Raw genomic sequence first — 13,421 nt, forward strand, 5'->3', positions numbered from 1 at the left:
TGAGTACGGCAGATGCCACACTTCCTACCCACATTTTATTTGAAACATCATGGGGGTTCAAAACGCTCATTGCTTCTTCATATAATCTTTCCCATTCTTTATCCATCGTTTTACTCTCCTTAATAATAACGCATCTCACCATGCTTTCCGGAAGGGCAATCCCGGGATGCCGTCATTCTATTCTCATCAATTGCCCCATCCCGGTTGGACGGGCAGAAAAACCGAATCTCTCGTAAAAAGGCTCTTTCCCTTTCACTGCCGTCAGGCCTATGTCTATGACAGTGCCCGGCTCCGCAACGCTTTTGATATGCCCCAACAGTCTGTTCACGATGCTTTTTCCGATTCCCTTTCCCTGATATTGGGGCAGGACAATGATTTCCTGGAGATACCAGTACATGGCCCCGTCGCCCACGAGCCTCCCCATTCCCACCACCTGTCCTCCACAGACCGCGGAAACGTTGAAAAGTCCGTTTCTGAGCGCTTTTTCGACCTGTTCCAGCGGCCTTTCTTTGAATCCGGCAGCCACCTTTAACCGGACAAAATCTTCGGCGCTCAACACATTGTCCACCAATTCATACTGTACTTCCATCGCTCCTGCCCCCTGATTCCGCACCGCTTCCAGTGTATGGCAAATCCTCCTTCCATGGCTGCTGCCTGCCTACAGCCGGGCAGCCTGCTGGGCCCGCTCACTCCACCGGAACATCCACCGCTTTCCCGTCTATGAACACATGCCTCACTTTCGTGGAGACCTCAAAGGGGCAGCCGTCCGTGACGACGATGTCCGCATCCTTCCCGGCCTCCAGCGACCCTACCCTGTCCGCAATCCCCGCGTGCTTGGCAGGATTGATGGTGATGGCCTGGAGGGCCGCAAAGGAATCCATCCCCGCCTGCACCGCCAGCCCTGCGCACAGGGGCAGATATTCCTGGGGGATCACCGGGGAGTCCGTGATGATGGATACCTGGCAGCCCGCGGCAGCCAGCACGCCCGGGGTCGTCCAGCTCTTGTTGCGCAGCTCGAACTTGGAGGCGCTGCCCAAAGTAGGACCCACCGCCAGGGGCACATTCTCCTCCACCAGCTCCTCTACGATCAAATGCCCCTCCGTCACATGCTCCAGCGTGATCTTCAGGTCGAATTCCCTGGCGATCCGCAGCGCCGTGAACAGGTCTTCCGTTGCGTGGGCATGGGCTTTCAGAGGGATTTCCCTGCGCATCACGGGCAGCAGGGCCTCCAGCTTCATGTCGAAGGCCGGGCGCTTGGAGACATCGTCCCCTGCGGCCTCCTTCTTCTCCATGTACTCCCTGGCCTTGAACAGGGTCTCCCGCAGCAGGGCCGCAGTGGTCATGCGGCTGGAGTCCTTCTTATCCCTATATACACGCTTGGGGTTCTCGCCGAAGGCGCATTTCATGGCCACGCCGTCCCGGACCACCATGTCGTCCACCCGTCTGCCCACAGTCTTGATCGTGGTAAAAGTGCCGCCCAGCACATTGGCGCTGCCGGGGCCTACGCAGACGCAGGTGACTCCTGCCGCCGCGGCCTTGGGCAAAGCCGGGTCTAAAGGCTTCACGCCGTCGATTCCCCGCATCTGGGGGCTGATGATATCGTTCAGCTCATTGTAGTCCATCCCCTCATAGCCGATGCCATAGCCGTCCAGGCCGATGTGCCCGTGGGCCTCCACGAAGCCGGGGTACACCTGCAGCCCTGCCGCGTCCACCACTTCCGCGTCTCCCGGGATTTCCAGGTTCTCCCCGATTGCCTTGATTTTGCCGTCCTCCACCAGGATGTCCGCCTGGAAGCCCTCTCTGTGCACGCCGTCGTGCACGGTTCCGTTTTTGATACAGAGCATGTCCTTTCCTCCTCCATGGCCATTCCGCACCGTGTGCGTCCCGCCGGCCCGTTTTCCATAAGCTTAGCATCCGCCTCTGTCTTTGTCAATGGGCGGCTCCCCAGGGGCTTCCTCCCAGCATCTGCTCTTCACGAACAGCTCCGTCAGTTCCGGATCCAGCTTCCCCTCCTGTCCGGCCATCTCTCTTAAAATGGCAAGCGCCCGCTCCACGGGCATGGCCCGCTTATACGGCCTGTCGTCCGCCACCAGGGAATCGAAGATGTCCAGTATGGTGATCATGCGCACCTCATAGGGAATCTCATCCCCCTTCCTGTGCTCCGGATAACCGGTTCCGTTCAGGAGCTCATGGTGCGCTGCCGCCCATTCCCGCACATGGGATAGCTTCTCCGGAAAGCAGATCTGGGACAGCAGGCGGTCCGTGACGGACACATGCTCCTCCATGGTCCCCCGCTCCTCCTCCGAAAGCGTTCCCCTCCGGATGGAAAGCATGGCATACTCCTCCGGCTCCAGCCAAGGGCGGACGGTTCCCTGTTCATCTCTGTACGTCCTCCCGTACAGGTTCTTTAGCCGCTCCAACTGTTCGTCCCTCACGAAACCCGCAGAGTCGATCTCCTCCACCAGCTTCCACGCCTCCAGCGTCCCGTCTGTCCGCTCCTGCTTTTCCGCCTCCGTGATGCGCCCTGCCAGCCGGTCGATCTCCGCCAGGAGCCGGATCACTTCCATGCGGTGGGCAATGGCCCCGTGCTGTTCGGGAAAAAGCCTCTTTTCCTTGTTCATCACTTCCAGCGGCGTCACCAGCTTGCCGATATCGTGGAGCAGGATGCTCATCAGGAATTCTTCCTTTTCTTCCTGGGAAAAGACCTTCTGCCCCTCACAGGTCTTGAGATACTCCACAAATCTGCCGCCGTATTCCGCCATATGGCGGGCATGGCTGGCATTATAGGGCGTCCTCTCGTCGATGGCGGAGGACATGACCCGCACGAAGGACTGGATAAGCGCCTCGATTTCCTCCATGTACCATACATTCTGGATCGTCACCGCCGCCTGCGAGGCCACCGATTCCAGCACCAGAATCATGTCCCTGTCGAAAGCGCAGACATTTCCGCCCTCGTCCAGCGCATTGATCAGCTGGATGACCCCTATCCGCTCCCCCTGCCTGTTGCGCATGGGCACCACCAGCATGGAGCGCGTGTTATAGCCCGTCATGGCGTCATAGCGGATCGGTCCGGAAAAATCATAGTCCCTGTTGTTTTTCACGTCCTCTATGCAGATGGTCCTATCTTCCAGCAGAGCCATGGCGCATACATTTCCCCTGTCCAGCGGCACCGGCGGAAGCTGCGCTTTTTCCCCGCTCCCTCCGGAATAGGTCCCCAGCGTGTCATTGCGCATGACCTCAAAATTCAGGGCGTCCCCCTCTCTGAGATATAAGGTCCCCGCATCGCACCCGGCAAGCTCCATCACGCTTTTGAGAATATACACGAGAAGCTCGTCCAGATTCCGCTCCGAGGACAGCCGCACCCCTATATTCAGGATTTTTTCCATATCGTTCCGCTTCATATCCGTATTACCATACCTTCCTTCGCGAAACGGCAGATATCGTCCTCCCGCTCCGCGAGCTCCTGTTGTCCGCGCAGGAAACAATCCGTATATTCCCTGCTGTAATGGGTCATCAGCACCAGCCCCGCCCCGGCGGCCCGCCCCAGCTCCATGCCCTGCCGCCAGGAGGAATGCCCCCAGCCCGCGCAGCGCCCCAGATTCTCATCCGTGAAGTTGGCGTCCCATATCAGGAGCTTCCCGTCCCGGGCGAACGCCTGCAGCGCGGCGGACATCCTACCGTCCGTCTCGCAGTCCAGGCCGTAGACAATGCTCCTCTCCCCCTCCTCCAGGCGGTACAGAAGGCTCCCCCCGGGATGGTTCCCCGCCAGGGTGCGCACCGCCAGCTCCGCTTTGTCCCCTTCTTTTCCCCTTTTGATGTGAAAAACGCTCTCCGGAAGGATTTCGTGGACTTCCACACGGGCGGAGAACGCGGTGGCGTCATAGGGCCAGTATGGCCTGCCCAGCAAAGCCCCCAGGCGCTCCTTCAGCCTTCCCTCCTCCGCTCTTCCGTACAGATGGATCTCTGCCGCCGCATCCAGAAAAAGGGGAAAGCCGTACAGCCCGCAGATATGGTCCATGTGCAGATGGCTCAGCAGGATATGCACCCGCCTTATCCCCTTTTTCCGCAGACGCCTTCCCAGCTCCAAAAGCCCGGTTCCCGCGTCGAAGATCACCGTCTCCCCGCAGCAGTCCACGGATATGCAGGAGGTATTGCCCCCATATTCCAGAAAGTCCCTGTATGCCGCCGGGGCCGCTCCCCGCACGCCCCATATCTCTACGCTCCATGTGTCTTCCATGCCAACGCTCCTGTCCGGCCAGTCTCTCGCCTCTACAGAATCTCCTCCAGACAGAGGACCTCAAAGCCCTCCTTCTTTCCCTTCAGCTTCACCGTATCCCCGAGGGAGGTGGTTCTGATCCGCTCCCCCGCCTCGTCCGCCACGGCGCGGGATATGTAGATCGTCCCGGCCGGCGCGTTGGCCTCCAGCCTTGCCGCCGTGTTCACCGTATCCCCGATGGCAGTGTAGTCCATACGCTTCGCCGAGCCGATATTGCCCACCACCGCCTCGCCCACATGGACGCCGATGCCGAAGGACACCGTCCTTCCGTACCGTTTCAGGAGCTCCTGGCTGAGCGCTCTGGAGCCCTCCGCCATGTCAGCCGCAGCTTTCAGGGCGTGCATCACATAATCCTCCTGGGGCAGCGGCGCTCCCCAGAACGCCATGGCCGCATCCCCCACGAACTTGTCCAGCGTACCGCCGTTCTTCAGGATGCAGTCCGAAATCAGCGAGAGGTAACAGTTGAGGATCTCCACCACCTGGGTGGGCTTCAGGCGCTCCGACATGGGCGTGAAGCCCCGCACGTCCACAAAGAGCACCGCGATCCTGGTCAGCTTTCCGCCCAGCTCCAGCCCGCCGGTGCCTTCCCTGAGGATCTCCCTCACGATCTCCGGCGCCACATAGCGCTCAAAGGTGTTGGTTATACGGCGCTTCTCCAGAGAGGCCTGCATATAATTGAAGGCGATGCAGCCCACATAGAGCACGGTCACGCCCAGCGGAATCCAGAGCAGATGCAGCACCAGGCCCCTGTCATACATCAACCGGCAAAAGCCTGCCGAGCCGATGCAGAGCAATAGCCACAGCCCCGTGGACAGCCGCACCTTCCTCTTCCAAAAGCCCGCCAGTGCCAGGAGCAGGAGGAAGAAAAGGGCCGTTAGCTGAATCCCGTCCGGCACCTCCCGCCTGTAGTCCTCCCACAGCAGCGCCTGTATGGCGTTTGCCTGGAACTCCATGCCGTACATGGGCGCGGCGTGGTCCGCCGCAGTCAGGTAGCTGTCCTGAAGCCCTGCCGCATAGGGTCCGATCAGCACGATCTTGCCCGCGAAATAATCCGCCGGAACCTTCCCTGAGAGCACATCCGACAGGGATATGGCTTCCATATCCCCCGGCACGCCGCAGAAGGGAAGATACCAGAACCCCCTGGCATCCGCCGGGGGAAGCGTGCCCTGTTCCATGCCGTGGTACTCCCGGTACATCTCTGCGGTCTTCAGCGCCAGCGAAGGAATCCTTCTGCCGTCCTCCAGGCCGATCTCCAGCAGATGATGGCGCAGGATGCCGTCCCTGTCCAGCATGGCATTGATATGTCCCTGCTCCGCGGCTTCCCCCAGGGCTTCATATGGCGCGTCGAATGCTGTCACGGAGAAGTTGTCCAGATAATACTCCCCTGTCTCCGCCTCCGCCAGGGAACTGCCGAACACAGCCGCGCAGGCCGCCACCACATTGCCATAGCGCCCGGCCTCCTCTGCCAGACGGGCGTCCCCCGCCCCGTCGGTCTCCCCGGAATAGAGCACGTCCATGGCGATGACCGCGGGCCTGCAGGCCTCCGATTCATTCAATGCCGCCAGCGCCGCAGCCATGACCTCCCGCCCCCACTGGCTGTAAGGGCCGATATCCTCCAGGGCTTTCTGGTCGATCCCCACCAGCACGATCTCGCCGTCCGATGCGCTCCTCCTCTGATAAAAGCGGTCCGATACCGCCAGGTCGGCATGATCCAGGATGCCGGAAGCCATCAAGGCCGTGACCAGGCCGGCGGCCAGCACCATGATCAAAAATTTCCTGTATTTTCCCATTCCCATAAGCCCCCTGCGTGATATCCTTTGTCGGTCAGGACTCGAAATGCTCAGTCATCACATATTCGTCCACATACGCGCCATCCGCATAGAGCCGAATGACCACATTTCCATCTTCTCCCGTGGATACGCCCAGAAGGATTTCCTCCTCCGTATCCGTGATGATTCTGTAGACATTCGTCCTCACGTTTACGATCGGGCCGCTGTACGCGCCTTCGGCGACGCCTATCTCCCCTTCGTCCCCTTCATCCGTATATATGCTCAGGGCCAGCGCCGCTCCGCCGGCAGACGGACTGTAGGAACCTGCCAGGGCGGATTCCTCTATGGGGTTCTCGTCCACGGGCATCTCCGGCGGCTCATTCCCCCCGGCTTCCTCCCCTTCCGGCGCTTCCGTGCCCTCCGCCGCGGGTTCTTCCGATTCCGGATTTACGGTTTCCAGCTCCCGGGCCTCCAATGTCCCGTCTTCCGGCCCCTCCTCCGGCGCTGCCTCCACCACAGCATCCTCAGGCAGCTCTTCCTCCTCCACATAGGCGGGGATGTCCTCCTCTTCCAGAGGCTCCACCGTAATCTCCCCCATCCCGTCCCGGACGGTGAGCTCCGCCTTCTCACCAGCCGTCACAAGGCCCAGCGGCTCCCTGTCCTCTCCTGACGCCAGAAGACATTCCACAGTCCCCTCCAGGATGCATACCTTCATACGGTCCTCTCCCACAACTTCGATGAAGCCGCAGGTCCCCCGGATGCCCACCACCATGGTGGAGGTGCGGATCTCCAGCGATTCCTCCTCTGTCAGGGGCTCCTTTATGTGGAAAAACAGGCCGCCGCGGTGGACGAGGATCTCCAGCCTCCCTTCCTTTTTCAGAATCTCCACTTCCGTCCCTTCATCCATCTTCGTCAGCTTCACGCTGTCCAGGTCGATCCATGCGTAGCTGTCCTCCCGGGTGTCCACCCGATATCCGGAGTACAGGCCCAACTGCTCCCTCACTTCCACGGCCCTGCCCCCGGCGTCGGCGACTCCCACCTCTCCCCGGGCCTTCGCCAAGTGCATGGTGGCCGCCGTGTTTCCCTGTCCGCAGGCAGTGAACAGCAATGCCGCCGCAATGGCAATGGCTCTACCGCAGCATCTCTTCTTCATTCCCTCTTCCCCTCGCCCTGTTTCCGTCTGTTTTGTCTTCATCCAGCACCCCAGCGGCTTACACTGCTTAACGATTTCACTTGCCGTGAAACCAGACTGCATAACGCCGACTGGTTCAAGCGCATGATTGCTTTAGGCAGTACTCAGCGTTATGCAGTATAATCCCTGCGCAATCCACACGCGGGAATTGATGCCGACGCACTAATACACATAGGGCTCCCGGCCCGTAATCTCCTCGTAGCACTCCAGTATGCCGTCCAAGGGAACGCACCAGAACCGCACGGGATCCACGGAATAGGCGAACGCCATGCCCACCAGGTTCCCGTATCCGTCCAGCACCGCGGAGCCGGAATCCCCGTGCACCAGCTCGATGGTCACCTCCGTGTGTTCCCTCTGGTCGTACCAGTCGAAGTCCTGCTTTATCTTGATCAGGTTCCCTGTGGTCTTATGTATCAGGCCGCCCTCTTTGTCGATCCGCTCCAGCGCCAGCTCGATGTCCTGGTCGTCCAGGCCCTCCCAGTAGGTCCTGTCGATGTGCACTGTCATCAGCCGCTCCAGCAGCTCCTCCGGCACGTCCTCCCTGTCCACCCTGGCTACGCCCACATCGTAGGCCTCGCTGATTCCCACCTGCTTCCCGGGCAGCTTGGTGCCATCGTAAAAGTAGATGTCCCAGTCCTCGTACTTCTCCACCACATGGCTGTTGGTGCAGATATAGACGGCGTCCTCCGCGATCTCCACGATATAGCCGGAGCCGGAGCTGTACCCGCCCCTGCCCAGGCCGTGGTAGAGATGCACCAGCGCCGGGCGCATGTACTCCAGCGTCCCCTCCATGTCCTCGCGCTCAGAGACGCCTCCATCATAGATATTGGGCGCTCCCAGTATGCAGTCGGAGCGGTAGTCGATCATGCGCTTCCCTATGAGCTCCTGGATATCGTCCGGGGAGGCCACCATCACCAGCGTCTCCTCCACAGTCTCCAGGCCGTAGCTGTCCTCGGCCACATAGCGGAGGGTATAGCTGCCCGCCTGGTCCAGCTCCACATCGGAATCGTCTATCCGTATAGTTTCTGTCAGATTTCCGTCCACGTCGTCGCTGGCCGCCACCGCCTCCCGGTAGTCCGGCCGGCTTCCGGGGACGAGATAGAAATCGCGGATTCCCGTGAGGGAAGGCGGCGTGTCCACGATGACCCGCAGCTCCCCGGAGGCCTGGTTCCCGGCCCGGTCCCTGGCGCCGATCTCCAGCGTGTATTCCCCTGTTCTGTCGAAGCGGATCTCCTCCAGGGCATCCCCCTCCTCCAGGAAGAAGCTTTCCGCCTCCCTGTCCGCGTCCCTCAGGCCCGCGATCACATCCTCTGTGGCATAGTCCCTTTCCGTGGCCAGATAGACCTGGTCATCCCTCCACAGAATTTCCGGCGGCACCGTGTCCTGAATGACGATCCGGTAGACGAACTGCTTCCTTCCGTGGTGCACCACCGCTTCATAGGTGCCCGTCTCCGTCTCGTCCACCTCCGACAGGTCCAGCTCGCCCAGATGGACGGACCAGTCCGTGCCGGTGAGATAGTCCGCGATGTCCCGGCTCACCGCGTCCCCGTATTCGTATGTCTTCTCAGCAAATGCCGGTTCCACCCGATAGATATGGAAATAAAAATACAGCCCTCCTGCTGCCAGCAGGAACAGAGCCGCCAGAAAGACAGCCTTTCCGCGGCCCCTGCCCTTCACGTCCTCGCTCCTCAACCTTCTCTTCCCCATCCTTCGTCCATCCTGCCCCGAACCCTCGGGGACCTCTTTCCTAAACTCCCATGCAACCAGCCGCACCACCTTACAGAAAAGTCTGAGAGTTTAGGTAAGCGCAAAAACACTCGCGGTGCTAGAATGGCATAGGGACTTTTATAGTAATAAGAGTAACATTCAGGGACGTTTTTGTCAACGGCATGAGCGGCCCCGCTGTGAAGGCTGCGGGAACGGCATTTCCGGCGAAAGGGGCACAGAACCGGAAGCTCTGACATACCATATTGCAGGAAAAGAATATATGCGGAGGTTTTCACATGGAGCCAAACAGGAACCACATGTCCAACGACTGCGATATGTCCGGCATAAAGCCCGCCATGCTGGAGCTGCGCTATCCGCCCGTACAGGTGGAGCGCCGGAATCCGGAGTATGCCGGCATCCTTGCCTTCGACTACTGCGGCCCGGTATCCGAGCTGTCGGCCATCACCCAATATATCAATAACGAGAACCGGCTGTGCCTGACCGCCTGCCCCCTTGCAAGGACGCTTCTGGGCATCGCCCTGGCGGAGATGATGCACCTCCAGAAGCTTGGCGAGCTGATCCAGCTCCTGGGCGGCGAGGTCAGCTTTTCCGCAAGGCAGCCGGACGGCAGGCAGCTGCTGTGGACGCCGGACTATCTGTCGCTGTCCAGGGACACCAGGCGGATGCTCTGCGCGGACATAGAAGCCGAACGGGACGCCATCGCCCAGTACGAGGCGCATATGCGGAAGATAAAGGATGAATGCGTGAACGCAGTGCTGCGGAGAATCGTCCGGGACGAGGAGTACCATATCGTGCTGCTCCGGGGGCTGATGGAGGAGCTGTAGGGTTTCCCCGATGAATGTCTTGTGCTTTGGCCGTCCCCATGCTACAATAGAACCCATCGAACAGAGGCAGGCCATAGCCTGCGGGCGCCAACGGGGAAGAAGGCGCAGCGCCGGTAGAAGACCGGTATACCGGTGCATGGCATCATGGCTTGGCTGAGGAGGGCTATTATGGGACACGGAATCTGCTATCTGGTGGGGGCTGGGAAGAATACGGGACTTGACTTCGCCCCGAAAGAAGACGACTTTGTAATCGCCGTTGACGGCGGGCTGCGCTACCTGGAGGAAGCCTCCATCCCGCCCGACCTGATCGTCGGGGATTTCGACACGCTGGGATACTGCCCGGAGGGCCCAAATGTCATCCGCCTCGACACCATGAAGGACGACACGGACACCCTTGCCGCCCTCCGTGAGGGCATCCGCAGGGGGTATTCCGTATTCCACTTCTACGCGGGCACCGGCGGCCGCATGGACCACACCATCGCCAATATCCAGCTGCTGGCCTTCCTGTCCGGGGAGGGCAGGCAGGGCTTCCTCCACGGCGGGGATGTGGTGCTGACGGCCATTACCGACGGGACGCTCCTCCTGCCGCCCAGGAAAGGGGGATACCTGTCCGTGTTCTCCTACTCCGACCGGGCGGAGGGCGTATTCCTGCGGGGGCTGAAATACGAATTGAGGGACGCCTGTCTGAACAGCGGCTTTCCGCTGGGCACCAGCAATGAGTTCATCGGCAGGGAGAGCTCCATATCCGTCAGGGAGGGGACATTGCTGGTGGTGCTTCCCGGGGATGCGGCGGGGCTGGTGCGGCGCGCTCAGTGATGTGGCGGGGTTCAGGGTTCCAGTCCTGGAATCGGGGTGCGGCCGCCTGTTCCGGGTTTTTCTACTTCTGACCATTCTGAAACACTTTTGTCCCTCTGTAGACCGCACGGAAAAGCTTCTCTATTTCCACACATTTCCTGGCCACTTTACCTGCTGCGGGTTTCTGTCCAGTCGTTTCAGCTCTATCTCCAGCCTTGCCGTCTTCGCTTGTGTTTTTCTCCTATCCATGTTCATGTTCTACAAATTTCTCCTGAAAGTCTTCCGGCAATTCTCTCACAATATAAGCCAGGAGACGATACCTAACACTCTCTGCCTGAAACGTTCGTCCTAATATCTGTTTTTCTATAATTCCCTTTATCATATTTGCACATACATCATCCAAACTTTCCCGGGAAATCACAAACAGATATATAAGTTCCGGCATCCCCACACCTTCTCCGTCCAAAATGGATGCCCATGCCGTTGTCCGTCCGTAGACAAAATATAGTAAGAAACCTCTGTATTGCTTATAAATTCTTTATTTATACTGCTTAACGATTTCACCTGCCGTGAAACCAGACTGCATAACGCTGACTGGTTCAATCGCATGATTGCAATGGGCAGTATTCGGCGTTATGCAGTATATCTTTACGCCATATAAGCCGCAACAAAAAACCATTAGTCTGCGCCAACGCCAGCAATGCTCCCTCTTTGCTCCATGCCCATCAGTATATCCCGGCAGGCATACAACCTATAAAAATTTTATCACAACCGCTTCAGGTGCAATGTCCGTATCAAGCGCAACTGCTTTACGCTTCTAAAGAATTCTGATTTAGCAGAAATTCATACAATCCGATATACACAATACCCTCCTCATCTGTCCACGGTTTAGCGTGTGTTTTTGATATAATGATTTTTTTAAAGAAATCCTTTGTATTCTTTAACGGTCTAAGCTCCGTTGTCATTTTATCAGGGTCGCTTACGGACAAAGCGGATTGAATATAGTATCTTTTTGCTCCCCTATTTACAACAAAGTCTATCTCGCATTGTTTTTTTGTTCTCTTGCCTTCCTTGCTTTCCACTACTTCAACAACGCCGACATCTACAGAGCAGCCACGACAGATTAACTCATTATAAATGATGTTTTCCATTATATGAGTTTCTTCCTGCTGCCTGAAATTAAGCCTTGCATTGCGTAGTCCAACGTCAGTACAGTAGTATTTAAGGGGATATTCAAAATACTTTTTACCTTTTACATCATATCGCTTTGCCTCATGAAACAAAAATGATGTGGTCAAATATTCCAAATATTTTGAGATTGTGCTTGTAGAAACCTTGATGCTCTTTACCGTACCCAATGTATCAGCTATCTTTTTAGCGTTTGTCAGAGATCCAACAGAAGAACACAAGTCATCCGTCAACTCTTTCAGTACATCAGGGAGCTTAACAGCATACCGCTCACTTATATCCTTGAAATATACTTCTGAAAACAGGTTTTTCAGATAGCTTACTTTTTCTTCCTCGCGCTTGAATGAAATTAACTGCGGCATTCCTCCATAAAGAGCATAATCCTCATAGGCTTCCGATTTATCCCCGCCGACAAAATCGTAATATTCCTTAAATGACAAAGGAAATACCTGAACCTGGTCGCCCCTGCCTCTAAACGCTGTCATCACGTCCCCCGAGAGCAGCTTGGAATTACTTCCGGTAACATAAATATCTACATTGCGAAGGCGCATTAACCCATTTAAAACATGATAGAGCTTAATATCTTCCGGATTTTCAAGTTCTTGCTTTGTAATAGCGTACTGCACTTCATCTATAAGGATATAATACATTTCCTTGTTCACGATTTTGGAGCGAATGAATTTTGAAAGTTCATCAGGATTGCGATACTGTTCGCAAGTATCATCATCAAGAGCAATTGAAATAATTTGTTCTTCTTTCACACCATTTTCAATAAGATAATCGCGGAAAAGGTAAAACAGCAGATAACTCTTTCCGCATCTTCTAATTCCAGTGATAACCTTAATCAGTCCGTTATCCCTTTTATCAATCAATCGGTTCAAATAATTGTTTCGATTTATAAGCCTTTCCATAGCGATTCCCTCCAAACAATAGAATCCACGCTTCGCGTGTCTTCTATTGTCATAAATTAAAACTTACGGTATTTTTCTCATAAGTTTTAAATACATGATAGCATTCCCATTTTTCAAAGTCAATATGCAAAATAAAACTTGAGAGAATATTCCCCCAAGTTTTATTTTGCTTCGCCGAAATTATCCTGTTTGTCACAAAAATCTGATGTTGTCTAATGAAAATGTCTACAAGGACTGATGATTCTCAGCACCACCCCATCATCTTCCCAATCCAATAAACCACCCCCAACACCCAACTGGAAAATATCCCATACAGAATCACCGGCCCCGCAATCGTAAAAATCTTGCACCCAATCCCGAACACCTGCCCCTCCGCCTTGTACTCGATGGCCGGAGCCGCCACGGAGTTGGCGAAGCCCGTGATGGGCACCAGTGCTCCCGCGCCGCCCCATTTCGCGATCTTCGAAAAGACGCCGAATCCGGTAAGGATTACCGACAGCAGCACCAGCAGCAGCGAGCACCAGCTCCCCGCAGTCTGCTTGTCCAGCCCCAGGCTCCCCGCGTAGTTCAGGATGCCCTGGCCGATGCAGCATATGATGCCCCCCGTGATGAAAGCGTGCAGCATCTGACTCCACAGGCTGTGGGTGGGGGTCACCGCCTTGACATACTGCTCATAGGCCTTCTGCTGCTCTTTCTGCCTCTCCTGCTCTTCTTTCTCTCTGCTCATCTCTTCCATGT

At 56.8% G+C, this 13,421-nt stretch carries 11 protein-coding genes; 2 read left to right on the plus strand and 9 right to left on the minus strand.

Going from position 1 to position 13,421, the window contains the following annotated elements; genetic code table 11:
• Positions 1–172 precede the first annotated feature (172 nt).
• The 7 genes from Q2B33_RS10250 to Q2B33_RS10280 all read right to left on the minus strand — a co-directional run bounded on the left by Q2B33_RS10250 (position 173) and on the right by Q2B33_RS10280 (position 8,944).
• Positions 173–589, minus strand: coding sequence for a GNAT family N-acetyltransferase (locus tag Q2B33_RS10250; RefSeq protein ID WP_296464189.1), 417 nt, complete (start codon positions 587–589; stop codon positions 173–175).
• Positions 590–686: 97 nt separating this feature from the next.
• Complete coding sequence (locus Q2B33_RS10255) at positions 687–1,844, minus strand: amidohydrolase (protein ID WP_300564733.1); 1,158 nt, start codon at positions 1,842–1,844, stop codon at positions 687–689.
• A 63-nt stretch (positions 1,845–1,907) separates the two neighbouring features.
• Positions 1,908–3,386: an HD domain-containing phosphohydrolase gene (locus Q2B33_RS10260; RefSeq protein ID WP_300564731.1), complete on the minus strand. Its 1,479-nt coding sequence runs from the start codon at positions 3,384–3,386 to the stop codon at positions 1,908–1,910.
• A gap of 11 nt (positions 3,387–3,397) precedes the next feature.
• Complete coding sequence (locus Q2B33_RS10265; protein WP_300564729.1) at positions 3,398–4,237, minus strand: MBL fold metallo-hydrolase; 840 nt, start codon at positions 4,235–4,237, stop codon at positions 3,398–3,400.
• A gap of 32 nt (positions 4,238–4,269) precedes the next feature.
• Positions 4,270–6,066, minus strand: coding sequence for an adenylate/guanylate cyclase domain-containing protein (locus tag Q2B33_RS10270; protein WP_300564726.1), 1,797 nt, complete (start codon positions 6,064–6,066; stop codon positions 4,270–4,272).
• Positions 6,067–6,100: 34 nt separating this feature from the next.
• A complete protein-coding gene (locus tag Q2B33_RS10275) occupies positions 6,101–7,198 on the minus strand; it encodes a FecR domain-containing protein (protein ID WP_300564724.1) in 1,098 nt (365 codons plus the stop codon).
• Positions 7,199–7,399: 201 nt separating this feature from the next.
• Entirely contained in the window at positions 7,400–8,944 is a 1,545-nt protein-coding gene (locus Q2B33_RS10280) for a serine protease (RefSeq protein WP_300564722.1), read from the minus strand.
• 296 nt (positions 8,945–9,240) lie between these two features.
• Here Q2B33_RS10280 and Q2B33_RS10285 point away from each other — a divergent pair, with 296 nt between their 5' ends.
• Entirely contained in the window at positions 9,241–9,789 is a 549-nt protein-coding gene (locus tag Q2B33_RS10285; RefSeq protein WP_300564720.1) for a ferritin-like domain-containing protein, read from the plus strand.
• Positions 9,790–9,957: 168 nt separating this feature from the next.
• On the plus strand, positions 9,958–10,605 hold the full coding sequence (locus Q2B33_RS10290) for a thiamine diphosphokinase (protein ID WP_300564718.1): 648 nt from the start codon (positions 9,958–9,960) through the stop codon (positions 10,603–10,605).
• A 788-nt stretch (positions 10,606–11,393) separates the two neighbouring features.
• On the opposite strand, the gene Q2B33_RS10295 is transcribed toward Q2B33_RS10290, so the two are convergent.
• The gene (locus tag Q2B33_RS10295) at positions 11,394–12,683 is read right to left on the minus strand and encodes an ATP-binding protein (protein ID WP_300564716.1); all 1,290 of its coding nucleotides are present in this window, start codon (positions 12,681–12,683) and stop codon (positions 11,394–11,396) included.
• Between the two features lie 244 nt (positions 12,684–12,927).
• A complete protein-coding gene (locus Q2B33_RS10300) occupies positions 12,928–13,410 on the minus strand; it encodes a SpoVA/SpoVAEb family sporulation membrane protein (RefSeq protein ID WP_300564714.1) in 483 nt (160 codons plus the stop codon).
• Between the last annotated feature and the right edge of the window lie 11 nt (positions 13,411–13,421).

Origin of the sequence: uncultured Acetatifactor sp. (genome assembly GCF_948601915.1) — a bacterium.
Classification (GTDB): domain Bacteria; phylum Bacillota; class Clostridia; order Lachnospirales; family Lachnospiraceae; genus Acetatifactor.